Annotated in this window: 23 protein-coding genes; 17 read left to right on the forward strand and 6 right to left on the reverse strand. The window is 49.3% G+C overall.

The genetic code is table 11. The features are described 5' to 3' along the window. The 6 genes from atpD to CWE23_RS06770 all read left to right on the forward strand — a co-directional run bounded on the left by atpD (window position 1) and on the right by CWE23_RS06770 (window position 6,694). Window positions 1-1,386, forward strand: a complete 1,386-nt coding sequence (gene atpD / locus CWE23_RS06745) for a F0F1 ATP synthase subunit beta (RefSeq protein WP_105307622.1) — start codon at window positions 1-3, stop codon at window positions 1,384-1,386. A 17-nt stretch (window positions 1,387-1,403) separates the two neighbouring features. Further along, complete coding sequence (locus CWE23_RS06750; protein ID WP_105307621.1) at window positions 1,404-1,820, forward strand: F0F1 ATP synthase subunit epsilon; 417 nt, start codon at window positions 1,404-1,406, stop codon at window positions 1,818-1,820. Window positions 1,821-1,923: 103 nt separating this feature from the next. Further along, window positions 1,924-3,291, forward strand: coding sequence for a bifunctional UDP-N-acetylglucosamine diphosphorylase/glucosamine-1-phosphate N-acetyltransferase GlmU (glmU, locus tag CWE23_RS06755; protein WP_126819811.1), 1,368 nt, complete (start codon window positions 1,924-1,926; stop codon window positions 3,289-3,291). Between the two features lie 3 nt (window positions 3,292-3,294). Beyond that, the gene (gene glmS / locus CWE23_RS06760) at window positions 3,295-5,127 is read left to right on the forward strand and encodes a glutamine--fructose-6-phosphate transaminase (isomerizing) (RefSeq protein ID WP_105307619.1); all 1,833 of its coding nucleotides are present in this window, start codon (window positions 3,295-3,297) and stop codon (window positions 5,125-5,127) included. 58 nt (window positions 5,128-5,185) lie between these two features. Continuing rightward, window positions 5,186-6,076, forward strand: a complete 891-nt coding sequence (locus CWE23_RS06765; protein WP_126819812.1) for a cation diffusion facilitator family transporter — start codon at window positions 5,186-5,188, stop codon at window positions 6,074-6,076. Between the two features lie 30 nt (window positions 6,077-6,106). Then, window positions 6,107-6,694 (forward strand): glutathione S-transferase family protein, encoded by a 588-nt coding sequence (locus CWE23_RS06770; protein ID WP_105307617.1) that lies wholly within the window; start codon window positions 6,107-6,109, stop codon window positions 6,692-6,694. Here the strand turns inward: CWE23_RS06770 and CWE23_RS06775 are convergent. Both CWE23_RS06775 and CWE23_RS06780 read right to left on the reverse strand, forming a co-directional pair. Then, window positions 6,684-8,336 carry an acetolactate synthase large subunit gene (locus tag CWE23_RS06775; protein WP_126819813.1) on the reverse strand — a complete coding sequence of 551 codons (1,653 nt, stop codon included), beginning with the start codon at window positions 8,334-8,336 and terminating at the stop codon, window positions 6,684-6,686. The two genes, CWE23_RS06770 and CWE23_RS06775, sit on opposite strands and share 11 nt — an antisense overlap. Before the next feature lie 116 nt (window positions 8,337-8,452). After that, on the reverse strand, window positions 8,453-8,830 hold the full coding sequence (locus tag CWE23_RS06780; RefSeq protein ID WP_105307615.1) for a DUF4168 domain-containing protein: 378 nt from the start codon (window positions 8,828-8,830) through the stop codon (window positions 8,453-8,455). A 170-nt stretch (window positions 8,831-9,000) separates the two neighbouring features. On the opposite strand from CWE23_RS06780, the gene CWE23_RS06785 reads away from it, so the two are divergent. The 3 genes from CWE23_RS06785 to CWE23_RS06795 are packed head-to-tail and all read left to right on the forward strand — an operon-like array spanning window position 9,001 to window position 12,539. After that, a complete protein-coding gene (locus CWE23_RS06785) occupies window positions 9,001-10,455 on the forward strand; it encodes a sensor histidine kinase (protein WP_126819814.1) in 1,455 nt (484 codons plus the stop codon). Between the two features lie 5 nt (window positions 10,456-10,460). Next, entirely contained in the window at window positions 10,461-11,807 is a 1,347-nt protein-coding gene (locus CWE23_RS06790; protein ID WP_105307613.1) for a sigma-54-dependent transcriptional regulator, read from the forward strand. A gap of 45 nt (window positions 11,808-11,852) precedes the next feature. Beyond that, window positions 11,853-12,539 (forward strand): type 1 glutamine amidotransferase domain-containing protein, encoded by a 687-nt coding sequence (locus CWE23_RS06795; protein ID WP_105307612.1) that lies wholly within the window; start codon window positions 11,853-11,855, stop codon window positions 12,537-12,539. A gap of 24 nt (window positions 12,540-12,563) precedes the next feature. Here the strand turns inward: CWE23_RS06795 and CWE23_RS06800 are convergent, their stop codons facing one another. Then, entirely contained in the window at window positions 12,564-14,600 is a 2,037-nt protein-coding gene (locus tag CWE23_RS06800; protein WP_241970557.1) for a TonB-dependent receptor family protein, read from the reverse strand. A gap of 3 nt (window positions 14,601-14,603) precedes the next feature. Next, on the reverse strand, window positions 14,604-15,740 hold the full coding sequence (locus CWE23_RS06805; protein ID WP_126819815.1) for a PQQ-dependent sugar dehydrogenase: 1,137 nt from the start codon (window positions 15,738-15,740) through the stop codon (window positions 14,604-14,606). A gap of 141 nt (window positions 15,741-15,881) precedes the next feature. Here CWE23_RS06805 and CWE23_RS13840 point away from each other — a divergent pair, with 141 nt between their 5' ends. Next, on the forward strand, window positions 15,882-16,307 hold the full coding sequence (locus CWE23_RS13840) for a hypothetical protein (RefSeq protein ID WP_198678808.1): 426 nt from the start codon (window positions 15,882-15,884) through the stop codon (window positions 16,305-16,307). Continuing rightward, window positions 16,307-17,818 (forward strand): FMN-binding glutamate synthase family protein, encoded by a 1,512-nt coding sequence (locus CWE23_RS06815; RefSeq protein ID WP_105307609.1) that lies wholly within the window; start codon window positions 16,307-16,309, stop codon window positions 17,816-17,818. Before CWE23_RS13840 ends, CWE23_RS06815 begins: the two co-directional genes overlap by 1 nt. 6 nt (window positions 17,819-17,824) lie before the next feature. Here the strand turns inward: CWE23_RS06815 and CWE23_RS06820 are convergent, their stop codons facing one another. Next, window positions 17,825-18,739: a hydrogen peroxide-inducible genes activator gene (locus CWE23_RS06820; protein ID WP_105307608.1), complete on the reverse strand. Its 915-nt coding sequence runs from the start codon at window positions 18,737-18,739 to the stop codon at window positions 17,825-17,827. Between the two features lie 140 nt (window positions 18,740-18,879). On the opposite strand from CWE23_RS06820, the gene CWE23_RS06825 reads away from it, so the two are divergent. The 6 genes from CWE23_RS06825 (at window position 18,880) to CWE23_RS06850 (ending at window position 24,532) form a co-directional block, all read left to right on the forward strand. Next, entirely contained in the window at window positions 18,880-19,425 is a 546-nt protein-coding gene (locus CWE23_RS06825) for a peroxiredoxin (RefSeq protein ID WP_105307607.1), read from the forward strand. A gap of 71 nt (window positions 19,426-19,496) precedes the next feature. After that, entirely contained in the window at window positions 19,497-20,024 is a 528-nt protein-coding gene (locus CWE23_RS06830; RefSeq protein WP_105307606.1) for a carboxymuconolactone decarboxylase family protein, read from the forward strand. Window positions 20,025-20,171: 147 nt separating this feature from the next. Next, window positions 20,172-21,404, forward strand: coding sequence for a Zn-dependent hydrolase (locus CWE23_RS06835; protein ID WP_105307605.1), 1,233 nt, complete (start codon window positions 20,172-20,174; stop codon window positions 21,402-21,404). Window positions 21,405-21,470: 66 nt separating this feature from the next. Further along, complete coding sequence (gene ccoG, locus CWE23_RS06840) at window positions 21,471-22,901, forward strand: cytochrome c oxidase accessory protein CcoG (RefSeq protein ID WP_105307604.1); 1,431 nt, start codon at window positions 21,471-21,473, stop codon at window positions 22,899-22,901. 4 nt (window positions 22,902-22,905) lie between these two features. Continuing rightward, window positions 22,906-23,889, forward strand: a complete 984-nt coding sequence (locus tag CWE23_RS06845) for a serine/threonine protein kinase (RefSeq protein ID WP_105307603.1) — start codon at window positions 22,906-22,908, stop codon at window positions 23,887-23,889. 25 nt (window positions 23,890-23,914) lie between these two features. Beyond that, complete coding sequence (locus tag CWE23_RS06850) at window positions 23,915-24,532, forward strand: thiol:disulfide interchange protein DsbA/DsbL (protein ID WP_105307602.1); 618 nt, start codon at window positions 23,915-23,917, stop codon at window positions 24,530-24,532. A 178-nt stretch (window positions 24,533-24,710) separates the two neighbouring features. Here CWE23_RS06850 and CWE23_RS06855 read toward each other — a convergent pair whose 3' ends face one another. After that, on the reverse strand, window positions 24,711-25,913 hold the full coding sequence (locus tag CWE23_RS06855) for a mechanosensitive ion channel family protein (RefSeq protein ID WP_105307601.1): 1,203 nt from the start codon (window positions 25,911-25,913) through the stop codon (window positions 24,711-24,713). Window positions 25,914-25,917 lie beyond the last annotated feature (4 nt).

Here is a 25,917-nt window from a genome sequence, read left to right on the forward strand (position 1 = left end):
ATGAGTCAAGGTAAGGTCGTACAGATCATCGGCGCGGTTGTGGACTTTGAGTTTCCACAAGACTCTGTGCCAAAAGTATACGACGCACTGAAAGTGACCGAAGGTGACCTGAAAGATTTGGTGCTGGAAGTTCAGCAGCAACTTGGTGGTGGTATCGTACGTACCATCGCGATGGGTACAACTGACGGTTTGCGTCGTGGCATCGTCGCTGAGAACACCGGCGAGCCAATCATGGTTCCAGTGGGTAAAAAGACCCTGGGCCGTATCATGAACGTATTAGGTCAGCCTATCGATGAAGCAGGCCCTATCGGTGAAGAAGAGCGTATGTCGATTCACCGTGCAGCGCCTAGCTACGAAGATCAGTCAAACACTAACGAGCTACTGGAAACTGGTATCAAGGTTATCGACTTGATTTGCCCGTTTGCTAAAGGTGGTAAAGTTGGTTTGTTCGGTGGTGCCGGTGTTGGTAAAACCGTAAACATGATGGAGCTTATCCGTAACATCGCAATCGAGCACAGCGGTTACTCAGTATTCGCTGGTGTTGGTGAGCGTACTCGTGAGGGTAACGACTTCTATCACGAAATGAACGACTCTAACGTACTGGATAAAGTATCGTTGGTTTACGGTCAGATGAACGAGCCACCGGGCAACCGTCTGCGTGTTGCATTGACCGGTTTGACCATCGCGGAAAAATTCCGTGACGAAGGTCGTGACGTGCTGTTCTTCGTGGATAACATTTACCGTTATACACTGGCCGGTACTGAGGTATCAGCCCTGTTAGGCCGTATGCCTTCAGCGGTAGGTTATCAGCCGACATTGGCTGAAGAAATGGGTGTACTGCAAGAACGTATCACCTCAACCAAAACGGGTTCAATCACATCCGTACAGGCCGTTTACGTTCCTGCCGATGACTTGACTGACCCATCACCAGCAACAACCTTTGCGCACTTGGATGCAACGGTTGTATTGAACCGTGATATCGCATCACTGGGTATCTACCCTGCGGTTGACCCATTGGATTCAACGTCACGTCAGTTGGACCCTCTGGTTATTGGTGAAGAGCACTACAACACGGCTATGGGTGTTCAGGAAGTGCTTCAGCGTTATAAAGAGCTGAAAGACATCATCGCGATCCTGGGTATGGACGAGCTGTCTGAAGAAGACAAGCGGACTGTTGCCCGTGCTCGTAAGATCCAGCGCTTCTTGTCACAGCCGTTCTTCGTTGCGGAAGTATTCACTGGCTCGCCAGGTAAATACGTTTCGTTGAAAGATACTATCGCTGGCTTTAAAGGCATTTTGGAAGGTGAGTATGATGACCTGCCAGAACAAGCCTTCTATATGGTTGGTAGCATCGAAGAAGCGGTAGAAAAAGCCAAAAACCTGTAACCAACCTGGAGGTTTAAATGGCCACAAGTACATTGAACCTGGAAGTGGTTAGCGCCGAAGAGAAACTGTTCTCCGGCGCTGTGCAAACCGTTCAGGTTTCCGGTAGCGAAGGTGAACTCGGTATTTATCCGGGACACGCGCCACTGCTAACGAAAATCAAACCGGGAATGGTTCGTTACGTTAGCGAAGCAGGCGACGAGGAACTCATGTACGTTGCCGGTGGTGTATTGGAAGTCCAGCCGGGTCAAGTTATCGTACTTGCCGATATTGCAGTACGTGGTGATGACCTGGATGAGCAAGAAGCAGAATCTGCGCGTAAACGTGCAGAGGAAGCCATTGCTGATCAAAGTGCCGATGTAACCTATGCTGAAGCGATTGCTGAATTGTCGCGTGCATTGGCTCAGCTGGAAGTTATCCGCAAGCTAAAACGCTAGTCTTGTTAAAAATAAGAAAAGGCCTTGTTGTCTCTACAACAGGGCCTTTTTTGTCTGTAAACTAGTGTAATTGATGAACACAAGAAAATAAGGACATACCCCCATGAAATTACGCGTTGTCATACTGGCGGCAGGTAAAGGAACACGGATGCGTTCTAATCTACCCAAAGTACTGCATAAAGTCGCCAATAAAGCCATGGTTCAGCATGTGATCGATTGCGCTCGCTCACTTCGTCCTAACGCCATTGATCTGATTTATGGTCATGGCGGTGACGCGCTGAAAGCTGCCATCAGCGGTGATGACCTGAATTGGGTTGAGCAGGCGCAGCAACTCGGTACGGGACATGCCGTACAGCAAGTATTACCACACCTGCAAGACGACGAAAACGTGTTAATTCTTTATGGGGATGTGCCTTTATTGACCCAGTCGACGGTACAGCGTTTACTCGACGCGAGTGCAGAGAGCGAGTTGGGATTATTAACCATGTACCTGAATAATCCGATGGGCTACGGTCGTATTATTCGCGATGACGATGAAAAAATTCAGGGCATTGTCGAGCAAAAAGACGCAACCTTAGATCAACTGCGCATTAACGAAGTGAATACCGGTATTATGGTTGCTTCCGGTGCCCATTTAAAACAATGGCTAAAGGACCTCAGTAACGATAATGCACAACAGGAATATTACCTGACCGACGTTGTTGCGATGGCGGCAGAACAAGGCATTACCATTGCCTCAGCGCAACCGGATGACACGACCGAGGTTGAAGGTGCCAATAACCGCCAGCAGTTGGCCGCACTAGAACGTGCGTTCCAATGGCGCATGGCAGAACAGGTGATGACCGCAGGTGCGACCTTGATTGACCCGGCCCGCTTCGATTGCCGGGGCGAACTGAGTGTTGGTTCGGATGTGGTAATTGACGTGAATGCGGTCTTTGAAGGTACGGTTAAGCTTGGCAATGGCGTTATTATTGAACCCAATTGTGTGATCAAAGACGCAGAAATCGGTGACGGAACCCTTATTCGGGCCAACAGTCATATTGAAGGCGCCCGCGTTGCATCGAACTGTAAAGTCGGGCCGTTTGCTCGGCTTCGTCCCGGCGCGGAGTTAGCTGATGAAGCGCAAGTGGGCAACTTTGTCGAAATGAAAAAGAGTCGCCTGGGTAAAGGCTCCAAGGCAAGTCACCTGACCTACCTTGGTGACACTCAGGTTGGTGAATTTGCCAATATTGGTGCAGGCACGATTACCTGTAACTATGACGGCGTTAATAAGTCCCTGACCGAAATCGGTGATGGCGCGTTTATTGGCTCAAACAGCTCATTAGTGGCGCCAGTAAAAATTGGTGATAATGCAACCGTTGGGGCGGGCTCCGTGATTACCCGAGAAGTGGGTGCTGACGAACTAGCGGTAGCCCGAGGCAAACAACGTAATATCAGTGGCTGGCAACGCCCTCAGAAAAAAGGAAGTTAAACTATGTGCGGTATTGTGGGAGCGACCTCAGAACGTCGCGTAAGTGGTATTTTGCTTGAAGGACTCAAGCGCTTGGAGTATCGCGGCTATGACTCAGCCGGTGTTGCGGTTATTGATAACGACCAGCATTTACAAAGCACGCGTCGTACCGGAAAAGTACAAGAGTTGGTTGACGCGATAGAAGCTAATCCATTGGATGGAACCATTGGTATTGCGCACACGCGCTGGGCAACGCACGGCGGTGTAACCGAAGCCAATGCACACCCTCACCTGTCTGAGGGTGAAATTGCCGTAGTTCATAACGGCATTATCGAAAACCATGAATCACTACGCGAGCAGTTGCAGACGTTGGGTTATCAGTTTAATAGCCAGACCGATACCGAAGTTATCGCTCACTTGATTCACCACGAACGTAAGCAACAGCCAGACCTGTTGGCTGCCGTAAAGGCCGCTGTGCGCCAGCTTGAAGGTGCTTACGGAACTGTGGTGATGGACACCAAAGATCCCGAGCGGCTGGTGGTCGCCCGTTCTGGCAGCCCGTTGGTTATCGGACTCGGCATTGGCGAAAACTTCGTTGCGTCTGATCAGCTGGCGCTATTACCGGTTACACGTAAATTCATTTACCTGGAAGAAGGTGATGTTGCTGACATCACTCGCACCAGCGTTACCATTTTTGATGAAAACGACCAGCGCATCGAACGCAAAGTGGTTGAATCCGACAGCACCTATGATGCCGGCGGCAAAGGCCAGTATCGTCACTTTATGCTGAAAGAAATTCACGAGCAGCCAATCGCCGTGCGCAATGCGCTGGAAGGCCGGTTGTCGAGCGAAACGGTTCTCGATGATGCCTTTGGTAAAGGCGCGGCGGAGTTGTTTAAAACGGTTGAACACGTACAAATCATTGCCTGTGGTACCAGCTATCATGCAGGTATGGTGGCACGCTATTGGCTCGAGTCTTTGGCTAACGTTTCATGCAGTGTCGAAATCGCATCAGAATTTCGTTACCGCAAATCCTATGTTCACCCAAACAGCTTATTGGTCACCATCTCGCAAAGCGGTGAAACCGCAGACACGTTGGCGGCATTACGACTCTCAAAAGAGCTGGGTTACAAAGGCAGCTTAACCATCTGTAACGTCGCCACCTCATCCATGGTGCGTGAATCTGACCTTGCCTTCATGACCCGCGCTGGTGCCGAAATCGGCGTTGCATCAACCAAAGCTTTTACTACCCAATTAACGGGCTTGTTGATGCTGACAGTGGCGCTGGGTAAATACCGTGGCATGTCGGAGCAACAACAGGCAGCCATTGTGAAAGCGCTGCAGGCACTGCCGGCCAAACTGGAAGAAGCCGTTGCGCTGGCTGACGATATTGAAGCATTGGCGCCCGACTTTGCGAACAAAGAACATAGCCTGTTCTTGGGGCGTGGCAATCAGTACCCGATTGCGATGGAAGGTGCGCTTAAGCTAAAAGAAATTTCTTACATTCACGCCGAAGCCTACGCTGCGGGTGAATTAAAGCACGGGCCACTGGCGCTGATTGATGAAGAAATGCCGGTGATCGTGGTTGCACCGAACAACGAACTGCTCGAAAAGCTGAAATCCAATGTCGAAGAAGTGCGTGCCCGCGGTGGTTTGATGTACGTCTTTGCCGATAAGAACGCGCGCTTTAAGAGCGATGAGACATTGAATGTTCTTAACGTCTGTCACTGTGACGAGATTGTGGCTCCCATTGTGTACACCATCCCATTGCAGTTGCTTTCGTATTACGTTGCAATCATAAAGGGTACCGATGTTGACCAGCCTCGTAACCTGGCGAAATCGGTTACTGTGGAGTAAAAAAAGGGCCGTATGGCCCTTTTTTTGTCAACAAAGTTGACTATCTTGGAGTTTCTCTATGGCTCACCAACACCATCACCACCACCACCATCATGACAGTGCATCTGAGCGAATTGGCTGGGCATTTTTTCTAAATCTGTTTTTTACGATTATTGAGTTTATTGGTGGCGTGCTCACCAACAGCACTGCAATTCTGGCTGATGCGGTCCACGATTTGGGCGACAGTCTTTCCATCGGAATGGCATGGCTGCTAAATAAAATCAGCGGCAAACAGGCATCCCACACCTTTACTTATGGCTATCAACGAATGTCATTAGTGGGTGCGTTTATTAATGCTGTGGTTCTTATCACGGGCTCCGCCTGGGTTTTGTATACCGCTATACCGAGACTATGGGACCCGGTGATGCCTCAGGCGGAAGGAATGGCATTGTTAGCCGTTTTTGGTGTCGCCGTTAATGGGTTTGCCGCCTTTAAGCTGAGCAAGGGACAGACGCTGAATGAGCGGGTGCTCAACTGGCACTTGTTAGAGGATGTGCTCGGTTGGGTCGCTGTACTGATCGTGGCGATTATTTTGATGTTTGTCGACTGGCCTATTTTAGACCCGTTGTTGTCGATTGTATTTACGCTGTTCATTTTGATTAATGTTTTACGGTCACTGGTGGCTACCATCAAATTATTTGTGCAGGCGTCACCAAGTCCCCAGGTATACGCGGATATCAAGCAGAAACTGGTTAGCCTGAACGATGTTGCCGACGCGCATCATTTACATTTCTGGTCATTAGATGGTGAACGTCATGTATTAACGGCGCATATTGTGGTATCAAGAGAGTTAAGCAGTGAGCAACGCGCGCGCTTAAAGGCTCTGATTTCAGAAACGCTTGCGCCTTATAAGCTTGCGCACACGACAATTGAACTGGAGTATCCAGACGAGAATTGTCGGGATAATTAACTCGGTTATGTTTTAAAGCGGAGATTGGCTATGGAATTATTCGGCAGTTATACCTCACCTTATGTTCGGCACATTCGAATTGCGTTAGCTGAGACCAAAACGGAGTTTTCGTTTACCGAAACCGATCATGACATGAGTGCGAAACTGAATCCGGCGAAGAAAGTCCCTTTTTTGCACCATAAAGAACTCCGTTTTCACGATTCCAGCAGTATTTTGAAGTACGTTCGGGAAAAAGCCGGAGAGCGCTACTTTGCCGATGTCAAAGACTACGATCAGTATTGCCTGGTGAATACCGCATTGGACGCGTCGATAAACTTGTTCTTGCTGGAGCAGCAAGGTGTGACGCCGGACAACAATGCGTATATGCAGCGCCAGCAGAGCCGCGTAGACGATATTCTTGCCTTAATGGAAAGCAAAGAACACGCGGTGGCGTACGAAGGTCCTCATCCTTTCAGTGATGGCGAGCTGCGTTTAGGCTGCTATTTAAGCTGGGCAGCCTTTAGAAACCGTTTGGTTTTGAGCGAGTATCCGCAATTGCAGGAATTCGTCGATAAACTTAACGACTACCCACTGTTTGCCGATACTCACCCTGAAATTAAACCTACGGTTATCGAGTAAGCTGCGCCGCATTATGCGGTATCTCTTGATTGAGCAGTTTATTATTCATGGAGTAGTCGACGGGCACATCGATTAAATGAACCCCGCCCTGCTCCATGCATTTTTTCATAAGCGGCTGTAGTTCGTCCGTGCTGTTGAGGCGGTAGCCGCTGGCACCGTAGGCTTCGGCGTACTTAATAAAATCGGGATTATTAAAGTCCAGACCGAAATCGCTTAACCCCATATCTTGCTGTTTCCACTTAATCATGCCGTAGGCGCTGTCATTAAGCAGCAGAACCACCAGATCCTGATTCAAGCGGACGGCGGTTTCGAGTTCCTGCGAGTTCATCATAAAGCCACCATCGCCGCAGATGGCGACGACTTTTCTGTCCGGGAACACCAATTTCGCGGCCATTGCCGATGGTAAACCGGCTCCCATCGAGGCTAATGCATTGTCGAGTAATACTGTATTGGGCTCGCGGGCAGGATAGTTTCGCGCAAACCAGATTTTATAGATGCCGTTGTCCAACGCGATAATGCCATCGTCAGGCATCACATCACGGACTTCCTCAACCAGCCGCTGCGGCAACATCGGAAAGCGGTCATCATTGGCACCTTCATCGGTGTGATCACGCATGTGATCTCTGACCTTCAGCATAAAATCAAAGTCCCAATGAGGCTGGGGTTCGATACCTTCTTTGAGTTGCCAAATGCTGTTACCAATGTCACCAATCATGCTGGCGTGAGGGAAGTAAACCGAATCAACCTGAGCACTCTGAAAATTGATGTGAACAACTTTTCGTTGGCTCGAGTCGGCGCGCATCATAAAGGGTGGCTTTTCAACCACGTCGTGGCCGACATTTAAGATAAGATCGGCTTGCTCAATGGCGCGGTGTGGGTAATCACCGTCGGAAACCGCCGCGTTACCCAGCCAACGGGGATGATCCTCGTTGATGACGCCTTTGCCCATTTGTGTGGTAACGAACGGAATTCCGGTTTTGTCGACAAAGGCGCGTAGCATCTTAGCGGTAATTTTGCGATTGGCTGCTGCACCGATCAGCAATAACGGGTGTTTTGCTTCCTGCAACAGGTTTAGCACATGCGTTACCGCTTTATATTCAGGAATTGGACGGCGCGAGAAGCTGGGTTCAATGGGGTTCGCGTCAACGTCTTCACTGGCGACATCGTCTGACAATTCAAGGTGGGCCGCACCTGGACGTTCTTCTTCGGCGCGGCGGAACGCTTCTCGGACATGTGCCGGTATGCTTTTCGCGCTGATGATGGGCTGGGTATATTTGGTGATCGGGGTCATCATGTCGACCACATCGATGATTTGAAACTGGCCTTGCTGGCGTTCTTTTATCGGTTTCTGCCCCGTTATCACGACCATGGGCATGGCTCCCAGCTGTGCATAGGCGACCGGGGTGACTAAATTGGTTGCGCCCGGACCTAAGGTCGACAGACAAACTCCAGGTTTACCGGTAAGCCGACCATAGGTTGCTGCCATGAAGCCAGCGCCTTGTTCATGCCGCGTAATAATCAGTTTAATCGATGATTTTGACAGTGACTCCAGTAAATCGAGGTTCTCCTCACCCGGAATGCCAAAAATATATTCTACGCCTTCGTTTTCAAGCGCTTTAACCATCAGATCCGATGCTTTCACGTCGCTCTCTCCTTGCGTATTGAATCATTTGTATTGGGGGTTACGTAAAGCGTAGGACATATGATCAAAAAAGGCGGCTTAAGTCGCCGCCTTTTTACGTTTCTGCCGGTGATGAATTACGAGTCTTCACCAGTCATTTCCTGCAAACGGTTACGCAACTCTTCGTCGTTTTGCGCTTGCTGAATGATTTGGTTGTACTCTTGAGGTGTTAAGCCAGCGTCTTCAACGGCCGCAATCATTTCTTCCTGTGCAGACTGCTGAATAGTACGAGCTTCCTCCTGGTTCTCAGCGTTTTGGAATTTTTCGCGATACTTTTCAGTAACGGCTTGTACGTCTTCCATCGCTGTTACAAACTTGACCAGCATGCCTTCAGTAATTTTCTGTTGAGCTTGCTGCTGAGCCATTTGTTGAGCTGCTTGCCCTTGTTGTTGAGCGATAGCGGCTGTTGAACCAAAGGCCATAACGGTTGCTAATGCGATTAATGTCTTTTTCATAATAGACTCCTAAGTGTTGTCTGGAACTAAATTTGCTCACTGTACCTAAAGCGAAGACCGTGCCAGTTTTGCAAATCATTGATTATTAATGAAAAATATTAAATTGAATGATTTGTAGAGCAGCGTCGGGTGAAAACCTGTATCGTTTTGATACAGTTGGAGGAGCATGAATGACAAAAAGATACAGTTTAAACCTGTCGAGTTTGCAGAAACGACTACTGCTTTATGTTGTCGTTCCGATGATCGTGATATCCGGTGTCGCAATCAGTTTTGGTTTGCAGCTAATGGCGCAACAAGAAGAACAGCGATTAAAAGCGGATTTGGAACTGTTGGGTCGTGCCATTAGCTTACCGATAAGTGATGCTTTATTAACCAATGACTTACCTGCGGTGCAGGCTAACTTAGACTCGGTGTTCTCAATTGGTCGAGTCTACGGTGCCTCGGTTTATAATGTAGAAGGCAATCAGGTTGCGGAAGCCGGTATTACCGAAACGGATCTGTCTAACAGCTTTCTCGCCCAGCAAACGGTAGAAACCGGTGTCACACAAGACGATTACCGACGTGTCGAAGGGCAAGACGTGTTCTCCCAGTTTATGCCAATCATTGACCGTGGCGGACGTATCATCGGCTTACTGCAGATCAATCGAAAGGCCAGCGATTTTGATGAACGATTTGCGCAACTGAGTAAGGTGGCCTGGTTTAGCTGGGCGGCGTTTGCATTAGTTACCATTGCGGTGCTTATTTTTGGTCATTATCGCGGCGTTGGCCGCCACGTTGTGGAATTAAAAAATGCCATGCGACGCGTGGCTGAGGGTGATCGCGATATTCGTGTAACGCCTCAGGGCCCAAGTGAGATCGCTGAAATCAGTGACGGCTTGAACCGCATGCTGGACAGTATCGACCGTGCGGAACAGGAATTAAAGCAGCGTCGCCAACAGGAAGAAAAGTTGCAACAAGCGCTTCGTGAGCAAGAAAAAATGGCGGCAATCGGCAGTGTCGCCAGCGGTGTTGCGCATGAGCTTGGTGCGCCGTTGACGGTGATTGATGCGCGCGCCAAGCGATTATTAAAAAACAACACCAATAGCGAAGAGATACGTCAGTTGGATGCTGTCCGCGGACAAGTCCAACGGCTGACCGGGCTGGTTAATCAATTATTAGCGTTCTCTCGCACCCCGGTTGCTGAGCGTAAGCCTTGTGAGGTGCAACAACTGCTCGCCAGAGCCATTCAAAGTATTGGTTATGAGCGCGATGATGACCCGATAAAAATACGCGTTGATGGCCAGGTTTCGTCGTTGATTAATGTCGACGATAAGCGCTTTGAGCTGGCGCTGATCAATGTATTGAGAAACGCCCTACAGGCAGCGAAGTCAGAAATTGTGGTGTCGTTACGGGGTGGTGATACGGTAGAAATCTGTGTTTGCGATGATGGACCCGGGATCGACGACGCCATGAAAAACACCGCCACACAACCCTTTAACAGTACCAAGCCGCAAGGCAAAGGTACCGGTCTGGGGTTAACCATTGTCAGCCACGTGATGACCGATCATCACGGGTCGATGACTCTGGAAAATGCGGAGCATGGTGGCTGCTGTGTACGGTTGCGTCTGCCAGCAAGTAAGGAGTAAAGGGTATGAGTATGAATAAGGCCTGGGTAGCGGTTATTGAGGATGATCCGGCACTGAATGAGTTGCTGGTCGAAGAGCTTGAGGCAGAGGGCTACCGTGTAACGCATCATGGCAGTGTCGAAGACTATCTCAGCCAGGAGGGGCAGCCGGATGTGGTGGTAAGTGACATTCGTCTACCGGGAACCTCGGGCATGTCGCTGTTGCAAACGTTACAGCAACAGAATAATCCACCCGCGGTGTTGTTGATCACCGCGTTTGGCACGGTTGATCAGGCGGTTGATGCACTGAAACAGGGGGCCGCAGACTTTCTGACTAAACCGCTGGACGTAGAACACTTGTTGCTGAGCGTGCAACGAATCCTTGAGCACCGCAGTTTAAAACAAGAACTGAACCGCTTTAAAACCCAGCAGACCGGCCCCGCCGGAATGATTGGGCAAAGTCCGGCGATGCGAAAGCTTTACACCCAAATCGAGCAAATTGCAGCGGTGGATGGCAGCGTGCTGATTTTGGGTGAGAGCGGTACCGGGAAAGAGCTGGTGGCGCGAGCGATTCATCAGCTCAGCGAGCGGCGGGACAAGTCGTTTCAGGCGGTTAACTGTGCCGGTATCCCGGCCGACTTGATGGAAAGCGAGTTCTTTGGTCATGAGGCCGGCGCCTTTACGGGTGCGAAAGGAAAACGCAGCGGACTATTGAAGCAAGCGGATGGTGGTACGCTGCTACTGGACGAAATTGGTGAAATGCCGATGGCGCTGCAAGCTAAATTACTCAGAGTTTTGCAGGAGGGTACGCTGCGTGCTGTGGGGAGTGATAAGGAAGAGCGCGTTGATGTGCGAATTCTGGCGGCAACGCATCAAAATCTCGAACAAAACGTCGAACAAGGCAGCTTTCGGCAGGATCTTTTTTACCGCTTGGAGACCTTCTCGCTTTACGTACCGGCATTGCGCGAGCGCGGGGAAGATATCGAGCGGTTGGTGCGTCACTTCATTAATGAGCTTCAGAATGAGCAACGTATCAAGGATATTGATAGCGATGCGTTGGAGGCACTTTACCGATACCCGTTCCCGGGTAATGTTCGCGAGTTGCAGAATGCGATAGAACGAGCGATGGCGTTCAGTGCGGATGACACCATCCACTGTGATGACTTACCCAAACGGATTCTTGAATACAGTGGCCCAGATCAGGGCAGTCTGAAAAATGAGTGGCCCACCTTGCATCAGTTGCAGGAGGACTACATCAAACGGGTGATGCAACACGTCGAGGGCAATAAGTCGAAAGCAGCAGATATACTGGGTATTACTCGGCGAACGCTATACCGCTGGCTTGATGACCAGGGTGATCAAAGCGAGCGCTAAGAACGTATCCAGAGCACAGATAACACGTGAGTTAAGGAGAGTGTAGTGAAGATTTTAATGGTACTAACCTCACACGATGAGCTTGGTGATACCGGCAACAAAACGGGCTTTTGGGTTGAAGAGTTTGCAGCCCCTTATTATGTCTTTACCGATGCTGGCGCGGAAGTCACCATTGCGTCGCCAAAAGGTGGGCAGCCTCCGATTGATCCAAACAGCGCTGCTGAAGATGCGCAGACTGAGGCAACGCGTCGTTTCGATAACGATGAGAGCGCGCAGCAAAAACTTGCAACCAGTTGTAAGTTGGATGAAATCAATGTTGACGATTTTGATGCCATTTTTTATCCCGGTGGACATGGACCGCTTTGGGATCTGACCAATGATGAGCATTCGATTCACTTAATTGAACAGTTCTGGAGCAAAGGCAAGCCGGTTGCAGCCGTTTGTCATGCGCCAGCGGTGTTGCTCAACGCGAAAACGCCGGCCGGAGACCCGATCGTTCAGGGGCGAACGGTGACAGGTTTTAGTAACTCTGAAGAAGAGGCGGTTGGGTTAACCTCGGTGGTGCCGTTCCTGTTAGAGGATGCGCTCGGTGAGAAAGGCGGGCATTATCGCAAAGTCGATGATTGGCAAGCTTATGCGGTGCAGGACGGTATGTTAATCACCGGTCAAAACCCGGCTTCGTCAGAGCAAACCGCGGAACGCCTTCTGGACGTACTAAGAGCGATGGTTTAACCCATCGCTCTCAATCATTAGCTGTTAAAAGCGTCGGCTCCACTCTAGGCCGACGCTGAGCTGACGGCCGATACCAGGCTCAAAAGAGCGGCCACTGCCTTGATTGACGACCACCGAGCCGACGTAGGCCTTATCGGTAATATTATCCAACAATAACCAACCCTCGAGTTGATGCTCTCCCCACTGCCAGGACTTTCTGACGGCGGCATCAAATAAGGTATAACTTGGCGCCTTGACTTGATTATTGTCCGAGCTGTAGGCCGAATCCCGATAACGAGCTGACACTTGCACTTGCCATTGCTGTGGCAGTGCATAATTGATTCTGCCGTACCATTGATTTTTCGCGACACCAGGTAATTGATTACCCGTTAACTCGCCGGCTTCGAACGTTGCAGACAGATGAGTATATGATACCCATGCGTCAAGTCTGTCATTGATCAGTGACCCCTGCAGTGAAAGTTCGAGACCTTCGCGAGCGGTTTTGGCAGCGTTACGATAAGTTGTACGGCCATCATTGGACTGATCCACAAGAATTTCGTTGTCACTGCGGATATCAAAGACAGACAGGCCTAAGCGCCAGTTTTCGGCGATATACGCTTTTAGTCCGGCTTCCAACTGTTTGTTGGTGGAGGGCATTAGCTCTGTGTTAAGACCACTGCCCTGGTTGCGATAAGCCAACTCAGTCAGGGTTGGTGTTTCGAAGCCTTCACCATAACTCAGGTAGCTGCTGATGGTTTCGGACAGTTGCCATGTGACTGCTGCGGCAGCGGATAGCTCATCAAAGGTTTTGCCGCCGCTGTCATCGGGATTTGCCGGGCTAATGTAGTAGTCCATAACCCGATAATCGAGCTCGTTATAGCGAATACCTGCATTTACCTGCCAGTTGTCGGCAAGCTGCCAGTCAGAGCGTAAATAAAGGCTTTGACTGTCTATGTGGTTGAACTCATCGCGCCGCAGTTCGCCACGGCTGCCATTATCATTAACCAAACCAAAACGATGATCCTGCTGGCTTTCATGCATCCAACCGCCGCTGATATCAAGTTGTTCGCTAAGTTGCCATTGAGCGAAGGCATGCAGTCCCTCAAATTGTCGCGACAAATCGATAACCGCGCCAGAGCTGGTTAAGTCAGCACCAGAAAACGGTAGAAACTGGACAATATCGCGATCGCCCTGCCAGGCCGAAAGACGATAATTTTGGTGATCGGTTTCATAGCGCCAGCTTAAAGAGCCTTGCCGATGATGGATACGTTTCCGGGTATCAAAATCGATAGCGCGTTGTACCGTTTGCGTGGGGTCAGCGCGCCAGTCAGCCGGGGTTAACGCGCTAGGGTCCTGCAACAGCGGTGCATAATTATTGTCATAGCGCAGCACCAACTGCTGGTTATCGCTCAGTGTCATGTACCAGCGCAAGGCCTGCTGTTGGCGTTCTGCGCGGTTATGTGGCCGCGGACCATCGGTTGTGAAGTCGGTTGCCATCAGTTTTAACTGATGTTGCTCGCCGGCGTATTGAAGATCGGCACCGTAACGTTGCAGGTTGTCTGCCGATTGTTTTGTACTCAACGCTATCTGGCTACTCATCGGCGCTTGGCTTTGCCATTCGACAACACCGCCACCGGCGTTACCGTAGAGTACGGCTAATGGCCCTCTTAGCACTTCAATGCTGGCAATATCATCCAGCATAATGCTTGAGGTTTGTGCCTGACCGTCGGGCATCGATAACGGAATGCCATCAATATTCAGTTGCAGGCCACGTACGCCGAAAGCCGCGCGGGCTCCGAACCCCCGTATTACCAGCCGAGTATCCTGTGCATAGTTATAGCGACTGTCGGCTTGAATGCCGGGAATGCCCTCGAGCATATCGCCAGCATCGATGTTGAGCGACGGTAGCTGTTGAGTGGTGTCTACCCGAGTCACACTGGCTGGGCTGGTCAGCCAGGACTGTTGGCTTTGCGTCGCCGTAACGACAACATGTTCATCAATTTTCTCGGGGGCTGTTTGTTGTGCGTAACAAAATGGGGCTGCCATAAATGGCAACCCCAGTAACGTTCGATACTTCATCATAACTCAGTCTGCTGCGGGTGAAAGTTTGATTAAACGACCATTGTCTTCGTCGCTGAGGATGTACAACATGCCGTCAGGCCCTTGTTCGATATCCCGAATGCGAAAATCAATATCGCCGTCGAACAGACGTTCTTCATGAATCATGCGACCCTCTTCAAGATCCAACCGGGCAATCATTTGTCCGCGCAGAGCGGTAACTAACAGATCCCCCTGCCAATGCTTAAACTGATCGCCGGTGTAGAAGATTGAACCAGCAGTCGCAATCGATGGCAGCCAATAATAATAAGGTTGCTCCATACCCTCTTTGTGCGTACCAATACCAATTTCACCGCCGCCGTAATCTTCGCCGTAAGTGATGGTTGGCCAGCCATAGTTCTTACCGGCTTTCGGAATGTTAACTTCGTCACCGCCCTGTGGACCATGTTCAATCGTCCATAGTTCGCCGGTGTCCGGATGGATAGCGGCACCCTGGACGTTACGATGACCATAAGACCAGATTTCGTCCAGCGCGTCGTCATCGCCAACGAAGGGGTTATCTTCAGGAACACTGCCATCGGGCCAGATGCGGACAATTTTACCGTGATGATTATCCAGTGTTTGCGCATCTTCCATACGAGAGTAACGGTCACCTAACGTAATAAACAGGTGCCCCTCAGGTGAAAACACTAAACGAGAGCCAAAATGGGCGCCGCTTTCATACTTAGGTGCCTGTCGGAAAATGACTTCGCCGTCGACCCACTGGTCGCCATCAAGTTTACCGCGCATAACGGCGGTACTGTTACCCTCACCACCGCTTTGATTCGGCTCTGAGTAACTGATGTAAACCCAGCCGTTGTTGCTGAAATCCGGATCGATATTGACGTCCAGTAGCCCGCCCTGACTGCGCGCAACCACCTCTGGAGTGCCTTTAATTTTAGTACGCTCAGAGCCGTCGGCGGAAATATGATTAAGGATGCCGTCTCGTTCCGTCACCAACATACTGCCGTCAGGTAAAAATGTCATACCCCAGGGGTGCGATAAGTTTTCTGTTAAGGTGGTCATCTCGACCGTATGTCGTTCGGTTGTGTATTCATCAGCAGCGACGGTTGCGCTAAGTCCTAATGAAACGGCAACAACCAGAGCCAATTTACTGGTTTGCATAGTATTTCCTCTTGCTGTTCGTTTACTGTGTCAAAGCAGTATACGGTAAAAATACGTATTTTGATGAGTGCCGACTTGATCTGTTTGGGGTTATCACCGTTAATAAGAGTCAGTCACTTAATAAAGAGAGAGCGTAACATCATGAAAATAAAAGGTATTGTAAAAGCGCTGGTGGGTGTTGGTCTAATTGCACATTTATCGGCTTGTGGGACGCTACTGTACCCGGAACGTAAAGGTCAGACCGATGGCCGTATTGATCCCGGCGTGGCGGCGATGAACGGCGTAGGGTTGCTATTGTTTGTGATCCCGGGCTTAGTCGCTTTTGCGGTGGATTTCCATAACGGTACGATTTATTTGCCCAACTCGGGCGCCGTTGATGGCGAAGACGATAGCGTTTATGCTCTGCGTAACGAGGGACCTCTTACCTATCAGCAAGCGCAAAAAATGATCGAGCAACATACCGGCAAAACTATCGATATGCGCACAGCAGAGCAAAAAACATTGAGAGCAATGAACACCAAAGCCATTGCTGAACAATTGAAACAAGCGCAACAGACGGCGAATTAATGACATCGACATGGTTTAACAGTAATTCATTGCTCATTTTCGGGCAGTGGATGGCAGCGGCTTTTGTGCTGTTACTGATCGTTCTGCTGATCAGTATTGGTGTGATGTACGTGGTTGATAAAATACAGGTACGACATACCATTCGCCGCAATTATCCTGTGGTCGGACGGTTTCGGTATATTTTTGAACGCATGGGTGAGTTTATGCGGCAGTATTTCTTCGCGATGGATCGTGAAGAAATGCCCTTTAACCGGGCGCAACGAAGCTGGGTATATCGAGCCGCAAAAAATGCCGACCGTAACGTTGCTTTTGGTTCTACCCGTGACTTAACCCGCACCGGGACGATCATTTTCAGTAACGCCCCCTACCCGCCGCTCGCTGAACAGGCAGTAAAACCGGAACCGGTTGAAATCGGTCCCTATTGTTCGACGCCCTATTATCCACGGTCCTATTTCCACATTTCCGGAATGAGTTACGGCGCGTTGTCACCGGTTGCGGTCAAAGCCTTGTCTAATGGAGCTGCCAAGGCCGGGTGCTGGTTGAATACCGGTGAAGGTGGACTGTCTCCGTATCATCTTTCCGGACACTGCGACATTGTTTTCCAAATGGGCACGGCTAAATTTGGTGTCCGCACCAAAGACGGTAAGCTGGATGAGTCGCGCCTGGCTGAACTGGGTCGCCACGACAATGTGAAGATGTTTGAAATTAAACTCAGCCAGGGGGCAAAGCCCGGCAAAGGCGGTATCTTGCCCGGTATAAAAGTTAATGCGGAAATTGCCCAAATCCGCGGCATTGAAGTTGGAAAAGACGCCATCAGTCCCAACCGTCACCTTGAAATCAGTAACAACGAAGAATTACTCGATTTTATCGATAAAGTTCGGTGTATCACCGGTAAGCCGACAGGTTTTAAGTTTGTGATGGGCGATCCCAGCTGGATTGACGAACTGGTTGATTCGATCCTGGCGCGAGGCGAAGCGTCGGCGCCCGACTTTATTACGCTCGACAGTGCCGACGGCGGAACCGGTGCAGCTCCGCAACCGTTGATGGATTATGTTGGTTTGAAACTGTCAGAAAGCTTACCCATTTTAATTGATAAATTAACCGAAGCAGGCCTTAAAGAACGAGTAAAAGTGATTTGTTCCGGTAAGATGATTTCGCCGGCTGACGTGGCCTGGGCGATTGCGATGGGGGCTGATTTTGTGGTGTCGGCGCGCGGCTTTATGTTCTCGTTAGGGTGTATTCAGGCGATGCAGTGCAACAAAAACACCTGTCCAACCGGTGTCACAACCGATAATCCAAGGTTACAAAAAGGCCTCGATCCAACCGACAAAGCGGAACGGGTCGCGAATTACCATAAATACCTGGAATACGGCGTTAACATCATCGCTCACTCTTGTGGTGTGACTGACCCTCGGCAGTTAACCCGTCGTCATGCCAGGGTGATCAAGCCAGACGGTGAAAGCATCAGTCTGGCTGATCGTTATCCATTGCCGCCTGCCCGCCGACGTTAAGGTTGCTTAAGACAAGGTGTTAATTGGTAACAAGGTTGCAATCTCTTCCGCAATTTTGCGGAATGTCTGGCGGCGGCTGGTGGTCGCCCGATAGACCAGACCGATATCCCGGGACGCCTCTTGCCCACTGGGTTTCAACGGAATCAAATCGGTATTGTCTAAAATACCGTGGTCTATGGCCATCTGTGACATGAAGGTAGCGCCGCCGCGAGCGTCTGCCATCTGCACGAGGCTGTGCAAACTGGTTGCGGTAAATGGGTTCACCTTTACCGTGTCGGTTAACTGACACGCGGACACCGCATGACCGGTCAGGCAATGCTCTTTTTCGAGCAGGAAAATACTGCCGTCCGGTAGCATGTCGTAATCAACCGGTTCCCCCAGTTTGTCCGCGATTGATTTGTGAGCAACCAACTTAAATGGGTCGCGGCCGAGTGTCCATTTTTGGTTGCCCTGGATATCCATCGGTAATGCCAACAGCAGAATGTCTAAATCGCCATCGCGCAAGGCATTGAGCAAATTGTTGGTGGTATCTTCGGCCAGTTGAAGTGACAATTTCGGATAGTTCTGTTGCACACGCTTGCTGAGTGCACCTACCACAAACGGGGCAATGGTAGGAATGATCCCAAGCCGAACCGGACCTTCCAGGATATTGCCATGGCCTTTGGCGTAATGAACCAGCTCTTCGGTTGAGGTGATGATGTTGCGCGCCTGTTCAACGATTTCTTCACCGATGGCCGTGAATAAAAACGACTTGTGGTCACGTTCAATCAATTGGCAGCCCAATTGCTCTTCGAGGTTCTGAATGCCGCTGCTTAAGGTTGACTGGCTGACATTACAAGCGGCCGCTGCGCGGTTAAAGTTTTGTTGCTGGTGCAACGCCAGTAAATAACTGAGGTTTTTTAAGCTTGGTAACTTTCCCATGATGGCACTCCGAAATTTTAATCCGATTTACCGATTATCATAATAGGTTTTATTCGTTTTATCCAATAAGACGTTCTGCGTAACATACTCATCGAAACGTTACAGCACATTTTTTAAAACACTTGTTAGGAGAGAAATCTATGTTAACAGTCGGTGATAAATTACCAGAATTCAGCGTTGTTGCAGCTAAGCCTGGTTTCAATATGCCAGAAGAGAACGGCGAAAGCGCGTTTGAAACGATTAACAACGAGAGCTTTGCCGGAAAATGGAAAATCATTTTCTTCTATCCAAAAGATTTCACCTTCGTGTGCCCTACTGAAATTGTAGAGTTCGCCAAGTTGAACGAAGAGTTTGCGGATCGCGACGCGGTGGTCCTTGGCGGTAGCACAGACAACGAATTTGTGAAGCTGGCATGGCGCCGTGAGCACCCGGATCTTGATCGCTTGAACCAATACTCGTTTGCAGACAACGGATCATTGGTTGACGGCCTGGGTGTCCGCGACAAAGAAGAAAACGTAGCGCTGCGTGCTACCTTCGTTGTCGATCCTCACAACGTCATTCAGCACGTATCGGTAAACAACTTGAATGTTGGTCGTAACCCAGCAGAAATTCTGCGCATTCTTGACGGTTTACAGACAGATGAACTGTGTCCGTGCAACCGCGCTGTTGGTGGCGACACTCTGTAATAGGGATTAATCATAGTGACACCCGGGCTGGTTCTCTCCGGGTGTCTGTTGAAACGATTTAGGAGTAGTTCATGGCAATTGCAGATTACAAGCAGCTATTAGGTGACCACGGTAAAGACACCAAACTGAATCTATCAAGCTTGTTTAACAACGTTGATACATCCGGTTTAACGACGGATCAATTTTACGGAACGGCACTTTCGTTGGCTTACAGCATTGCCGATGAAGAACTTATTGCAGCCATCGAGGCAGAAGCCGAAGGTAAAATTGAAGATAACGTAAAAAGCGCGGCTAAGTTAGCGGCGACCCTGATGGCAATGAACAATGTTTATTATCGCTTTTTGCACTTATCCAGCGACAAGCAATTTACCAAACTTCCGGCGGGCCTGCGCATGAACGCAATGGCTAATCCGGGTGTTGAGAAAGCCGATTTTGAGTTGTATTCACTGGCCGTGTCAGCGTTAAACGGCTGTGGCCTATGTATTGATTCGCACGTAAAAACACTGTTGCAACACGAGGTGTCGGCTCAGGCGATTCAATCCAGTATTAAGTTGGCGGCGGTACTTAACGCAGCTGTGACTGCGCGCAAACTGTCGTAATCCCTCAGGAGCGCCACGCTCCATCCCCTGTCTAGAGCAGTAGCCATACTGTTCGCAACGCTTTAGCCCGCCTTGTGCGGGCTTTTTTTTCTTTCTATTTCAGCATCATGTCCTACAGTTATTAATAAGCTGAGCAAAGGAGGAAAGATGTTGAATATCAATATCGAGCGCTTAAAGCGTTCTATTCGTGAACTCTCCCAAATTGGCTATAACGAGGAAGACCATGGCGTTTACCGTTGGGGCTTTACCGCGGCGGATATGGAGGCCAGACACTGGCTTTTGGATACCGTCAAAGCTGAGGGCTATCAAGCGCACATGGATGGTGCCGGGAACGTCTTTTTTGGCATCGGCGATTATCATAAAAAGCCGGCGGTATTGACGGGCTCACATTTGGATACCGTACCGGCCGGGGGGATTTTTGATGGCGCGCTTGGGGTACTGTCCGGGTTGGAGGTACTGCGCACGTTAACCGACCATGACGTGCAGTTGGAGCATCCGGTATGGGTTGTTGCAACGGCCGAGGAAGAAGGTCGCTTTGGCGGTATGATGGGATCACAGGCAATAGCCGGTGCTTTAAATATGGACTGGCTGATGTCCGCTCACGACGCTGATAATGTCTATTTAAAAGATGCGCTGGCTGAACATGGCTTGGATGTGATGAATGTGCTTGATGCCGCCTGGCCGCCCGAGCGTTTAAAAGCTTTCTATGAATTGCACATCGAACAAGGACCGGTGTTGTTTAATGAGGACATTTGCATTGGTGCGGTGGAGGGAATATCCGGTGTCTTCAAGTGGATCGTTCACTTAAAAGGTAAGGCCGATCATGCTGGCACGGCACCCATGAACATGCGCAGTGACGCGTTTATGGGGTTGGCAGACTTCGCGCACGAGATTGACCGTATCATTGCCGAAGACGGTACCGATAAAACTCGCATTACCGTGGGTAAAGTTGACTTAAAGCCCGGCAGTCCGCACACGGTTCCAGGAGAAGCTGTGTTTACCATTGTGGGGCGAGATATGAGCAACGAGATCATGGAAGAGCTAGCCGATTCGTGTCGCAAAGCGCTCTCTGCAATCGCGCGAAAACACCGACTGATGTTTGAATACGAACAGGTCAGTTGGTTGAAACCGCAGGCTTGTTCCGACAAGTTGACGCAGATCATAGAAAAGAAAGCGAAGTCACGTAAGCTATCTTGTGTGAAAATGCCTAGTGGTGCAGGTCATGATACGCAGTTTCTGGCGCAGATCACGGACGCTGGGCTTATTTTTATTCCGTCAGTGAATGGCGTAAGTCATGCACCTGACGAATGGTCTCACTGGCACGATGTCGAAGCTGGCACCAATGTGTTGTTAGATTGCATCATCGAGTCAGCGAGTTAATTGATGCATGTCAACGGTATGTTAGATATACTGGGCGATACATGACCGATATCAAGTGGTAGCGCAATGGAACAGAAAATCAAAGTTCAGGCAGCGGATAAGGTCAAAATCCAGCGTCCGAAAAGCTCTCAAAATAACAACGACTACTCTCCCAGAAGCCGAATTTATGTACGTGATGTCAAAGGTGGCATGGAGTATTTTCGGCGTATTTTCGGCTTCATCCTATTAGCGGTTTTTGCGGCGCTACCCTGGATTACTTATCAGGGTGAACAGGCGATCTTGCTTGATATCATGGAGCAGCGCTTCCGAATTTTTGGTCTCACCTTATGGCCTCAGGACTTCACCATAGTTGCTTTGTTTGCCATTGTTGCGGCTGTAGCCTTGTTTTTTGTCACCACCATCTGGGGTCGGGTTTGGTGCGGTTTTATGTGTCCGCAGACCACCTGGACCGCGATTTTCATGTGGTTCGAGAAAAAATTTGAAGGCCCGCGTAACAAGCGAATTAAATTAGATCAACGCAAAATGGATTTTGATAAGTTGTGGCGCAAGACCGGCAAACAGTTAAGCTGGATTGCTGTGGCGTTGTTAACGTCAATGATATTTGTCGGTTATTTTACCGATGTTCGTGCCCTATTCGTTAACTTTTTTACCCTGGAAGCCGGGTTTTGGGCGACGTTCAGTGTGTTGTTCTTTACGTTTTGTACATACGGCAATGCCGCCTATATGCGGGAAATCATGTGCACCCATATGTGTCCGTATGCACGTTTTCAGTCAGCCATGTTTGACAAGGATACCTACACAGTCAGTTATGACGTCAATCGTGGTGAGCCAAGAGGACCTCGCTCGCGCAAAGTGGATCCAAAAGAAAAAGGCCTTGGTGACTGCATCGATTGCTATATGTGCGTTCAGGTCTGCCCGACCGGCATCGACATACGCAACGGCCTGCAATACGAATGCATTGATTGCGGTGCCTGTATAGATGCCTGTAACGACGTCATGGATAAAATGAATTACCCTCGAGGGCTGATTCGTTTCACCACTGAGCGTAACCTCGCCGCTAAACAGAAATCCGAAAAAACCAACCCCTGGCGTATGAAGAGCATTGGTTACTTCATTATGATGCTTGCGGTAACCGCGGTTCTGGTCATCGACGTTGCCACTCGTATTCCGTTAGAGGTTGATATTCTGCGTGACCGAAATGCGCTGTATCGTGAAAACATTCAAGGTGAAATAGAAAACGTCTATACACTGAAAATCGTCAATAAGTCGCAGCAAGACCATACCTATGAAATTTCTCTCAATGGGTTTGAGCAATATCGGCTGATCGGCGATACGCGTAAGACGGTTGAAGCCGGTGAGGTAGGAAGTCTGCCGATCACCGTGGCCGTTCCCCCGAGTCTGCTAAAAGAGCAAATTTCTGATTTCGATTTTGTGGTACAGTCCGTAAATGATCCCGACGTGGTGTTAACACACGAAACACGTTTTATTTACGAGTAGGTATATGCTGCAAAATGATTTCGCGTTTCAGGGGCTTGGTCCTGATACGCTGATACGAGCGCTGGAGACCCTGGAGGTTTATCCAAGTAGTGGCCTGCTGGCGCTCAACAGTTATGAAAACCGTGTTTACCAGTTCAGTACCGATAACCATCAACGTTACGTCGTTAAGTTCTACCGCCCCGGACGTTGGTCGTTAGAACAGGTTCTTGAGGAACACCAATTTACTCAGGAACTGGCGGATGAAGAGATCCCGGTTGTTGCCCCTTTGCGTATCCATGGCAAGACGCTGCATGAGTATGAAGGCTATCACTTTTGTTTGTTCCCCAGCATTGGCGGCAGAGCTTTTGAGCCAGATAACCTTGATCAGCTCGAACGGCTTGGCCGGCAAATTGGGCGTCTGCATGCGGTAGCGCGGGCTGGAACATTTCACTCCCGTGAAACCATTAATTATCAGCAGTTTGTTTGTGAGTCAGTTGCTGAGTTGCAACAAAGCGAGCTGATTCCGGACAGCATAAAAACGGCATTTTTTGCCATTTTAGAGCCGCTGGCAAAGCGCTTGGAAAGCACACCTCTGAACGATTTTAGTACACAGCGGCTGCATGGCGACTGTCATATTGGTAATATTTTGCAACGTGACGATCAACTGACGTTTGTCGATTTTGATGATTGTCGCACCGGACCCGCTATCCAAGACTTGTGGATGATGTTGAATGGTCCGCGTGAGGAACAAACGGTACAACTTGATGCTCTAATCGAAGGCTATGAGGAATTTTGCTCGTTTGATAAATCAGAACTGCTGTTAATTGAACCTTTACGTGGATTCAGAATCATTCAATATATGGCATGGTTATCGAAACGCTGGCAAGATAGTGCCTTTCAGCGGGCGTTTCCTTGGTTTGCAGAAGACCGCTATTGGGAAAATCAGGTATTGGCATTAAAAGAACAATTTGCCGCGTTGGATGAGGCGCCGCTGCGGCTCGGGTTTTAGATAATAACGTAATTAAGGTGTAACTATGAGCAAATGGTTTTTAGGGTTGTTGAGTGCGGCTTTATTGGTAATAGGCAGTGCTCAGGCGCAACAATTTGAAGAAGGTGTTCACTACGAAACAATCGCTGATGAAGCGACCAGTAAGCCTGAAATTGTTGAATTTTTCTCGTTCTACTGCGTACATTGTTTCCGTTTCGAGCCAATCGCTAAGGCATTAAAAGAAGCGCATCCGGAAGCCTTTGAGAAAGCTCATGTGTCGTTTATCAGCCCGCGTGGTGATGTTGGCGAAACGATGACCAAAGCTTTTGCAGCAGCGCAAAAGCTCGATATCGAAGAGAAAATCAGTGATGCGATTTTTGATTACAACTTTAACAAAAACAGTATGCTGACCAGTAAGCAGGATATTCGTAATGTGTTTGTGGTTAACGGCGTAGCCGGTGATGAATTTGATAAAGCGTTAGCAAGTTTCGCCGTACGTGCTGCTGCCAGTAAAATGGATCGCCGAGCGAGCAATCTGGGCGTTAATGCAACACCAACCTTTATTGTGAATGGTAAGTATAAGATGTTGCCGCAAGGATTTCGTGACAGCGAGGACTTCGCTGCGGACTTCACCAAGTTGGCAAGCTACCTTATCGAAAAATAATTTACCAAACTTAACCCTCAGATATCTGAGGGTTTTTTATGTTCCGAATATGACAATGTTCATATTGTAGTGTGAAAAATAAATTTGCTTCATTAAAGAAGCTTTGGTAACGTAGGTTTTGCACGGAATGAAAGCGGTACATGGAAGTACTACCCTGCATTAACGTCTTCACAAAAAATCATTTGCCTGCGTCAGGCAACGCTTTATTCAAATACTGATAGTGTTTTAACCCGAACTCCGGCAGCACGGAATACAGGTGCTCGACAATCGCGGATTGAATGGCTTCGTATTGCGTCCACTGAGTTTCTTCACAGAACGCATAAATCTCTAGTGGCAATCCTGCAGGGGTTGGTTGTAGTAAGCGCGCCATATGGGTCATGTCCTGGCGAACCTTAGGATGGTTAGCAAGATAATGTTCGGCGTACAACCGAAACGCCGTCAGGTTGCTGACCGGGCAGCTCAGCTCGTTTTGCTCCAGCCAAGACTTAAGGTCTTGCGAAAAATACGTATCGACTAATGCTGTTAGTTTTTCATCGTTAAGTTGGCTCGTGCTGTCCAAATCAATCATGATCGATCGCATCATGCGGCGGCCACCCGCGTTGATCATGCCTTGCCAATTTTTAAAGGACTGATGGATAAGCACATAGGTCGGCAAGTACACTGTGGTTTTGTCCCAATTTTCGACCTTTAACGTGATAAGGCCGACCTCCTTGATCACGCCATCGACATTTGAATCCGGTACTTGAATCCAGTCATCAATCGCGACCATGCGATTAGTGGCGAGCTGCACACCGGCGACAAAGCCCATTAAAGTGTCTCTAAAGACCACCATTAAAATTGCGGTCATGGCACCAAAACCACTGAGCAGATACATCGGTGACTTATTCATGATGATGGCAACAGTGATGAGTATGGCCATTAGCACAAGGATCAGCTTAATAACCTGAATCACCCCGGTTATTGGCACCTCTTTGGCTTTACTGGAATATTCGTAGGCTATGTGCACCACGTTAGCCAGGGCCGTTAGAATGCTGGTGATTATCCAGGTTAAATAAATGCTGACAGCGGTTTGCAGAGGGTCTTGCCAGGTTTCAAAACGCTCAACGAAGATGACCGGAATGAAGGCGTTAATGACCAGTACCGGAGCCAGGTTTGCGCAGCGTTTGAAGAAACCACTGTTGACCAACGCATTGTACCAGCGCTCGGGGGCTTTATTTAATAATCGATGGATGGCCAGATCAATAAAGAAGCGTGAAACCGCATATGCGACATAGCTGGCCAAGACAATAAGCACGATATTGATAGCGATCGCCAGGTGTTCAATAACGCCTTGTTCAAAGCCCGTTTTGTTTAGCCATGCAGTGACGAACTCTAAATCCATAGTC

Source organism: Idiomarina aquatica (assembly GCF_003987185.1).
Lineage (GTDB): Bacteria > Pseudomonadota > Gammaproteobacteria > Enterobacterales > Alteromonadaceae > Idiomarina > Idiomarina aquatica.

Excerpts from the sequence above, each read along its gene's own strand:
- CWE23_RS06825 (WP_105307607.1), top strand. The coding sequence starts at position 18,880 with ATGTTAACAGTCGGTGATAAATTACCAGAATTCAGCGTTGTTGCAGCT.
- CWE23_RS06830 (WP_105307606.1), top strand. The coding sequence starts at position 19,497 with ATGGCAATTGCAGATTACAAGCAGCTATTAGGTGACCACGGTAAAGAC.
- atpD (WP_105307622.1), top strand. The coding sequence starts at position 1 with ATGAGTCAAGGTAAGGTCGTACAGATCATCGGCGCGGTTGTGGACTTT.
- CWE23_RS06855 (WP_105307601.1), bottom strand. The coding sequence starts at position 25,913 with ATGGATTTAGAGTTCGTCACTGCATGGCTAAACAAAACGGGCTTTGAA.
- ccoG (WP_105307604.1), top strand. The coding sequence starts at position 21,471 with ATGGAACAGAAAATCAAAGTTCAGGCAGCGGATAAGGTCAAAATCCAG.
- CWE23_RS06780 (WP_105307615.1), bottom strand. The coding sequence starts at position 8,830 with ATGAAAAAGACATTAATCGCATTAGCAACCGTTATGGCCTTTGGTTCA.
- glmU (WP_126819811.1), top strand. The coding sequence starts at position 1,924 with ATGAAATTACGCGTTGTCATACTGGCGGCAGGTAAAGGAACACGGATG.
- CWE23_RS06850 (WP_105307602.1), top strand. The coding sequence starts at position 23,915 with ATGAGCAAATGGTTTTTAGGGTTGTTGAGTGCGGCTTTATTGGTAATA.
- CWE23_RS06770 (WP_105307617.1), top strand. The coding sequence starts at position 6,107 with ATGGAATTATTCGGCAGTTATACCTCACCTTATGTTCGGCACATTCGA.
- CWE23_RS06750 (WP_105307621.1), top strand. The coding sequence starts at position 1,404 with ATGGCCACAAGTACATTGAACCTGGAAGTGGTTAGCGCCGAAGAGAAA.
- CWE23_RS06765 (WP_126819812.1), top strand. The coding sequence starts at position 5,186 with ATGGCTCACCAACACCATCACCACCACCACCATCATGACAGTGCATCT.
- CWE23_RS06845 (WP_105307603.1), top strand. The coding sequence starts at position 22,906 with ATGCTGCAAAATGATTTCGCGTTTCAGGGGCTTGGTCCTGATACGCTG.
- CWE23_RS06805 (WP_126819815.1), bottom strand. The coding sequence starts at position 15,740 with ATGCAAACCAGTAAATTGGCTCTGGTTGTTGCCGTTTCATTAGGACTT.
- CWE23_RS13840 (WP_198678808.1), top strand. The coding sequence starts at position 15,882 with ATGAAAATAAAAGGTATTGTAAAAGCGCTGGTGGGTGTTGGTCTAATT.
- CWE23_RS06835 (WP_105307605.1), top strand. The coding sequence starts at position 20,172 with ATGTTGAATATCAATATCGAGCGCTTAAAGCGTTCTATTCGTGAACTC.
- CWE23_RS06820 (WP_105307608.1), bottom strand. The coding sequence starts at position 18,739 with ATGGGAAAGTTACCAAGCTTAAAAAACCTCAGTTATTTACTGGCGTTG.
- CWE23_RS06800 (WP_241970557.1), bottom strand. The coding sequence starts at position 14,600 with ATGATGAAGTATCGAACGTTACTGGGGTTGCCATTTATGGCAGCCCCA.
- CWE23_RS06785 (WP_126819814.1), top strand. The coding sequence starts at position 9,001 with ATGACAAAAAGATACAGTTTAAACCTGTCGAGTTTGCAGAAACGACTA.
- glmS (WP_105307619.1), top strand. The coding sequence starts at position 3,295 with ATGTGCGGTATTGTGGGAGCGACCTCAGAACGTCGCGTAAGTGGTATT.
- CWE23_RS06790 (WP_105307613.1), top strand. The coding sequence starts at position 10,461 with ATGAGTATGAATAAGGCCTGGGTAGCGGTTATTGAGGATGATCCGGCA.
- CWE23_RS06815 (WP_105307609.1), top strand. The coding sequence starts at position 16,307 with ATGACATCGACATGGTTTAACAGTAATTCATTGCTCATTTTCGGGCAG.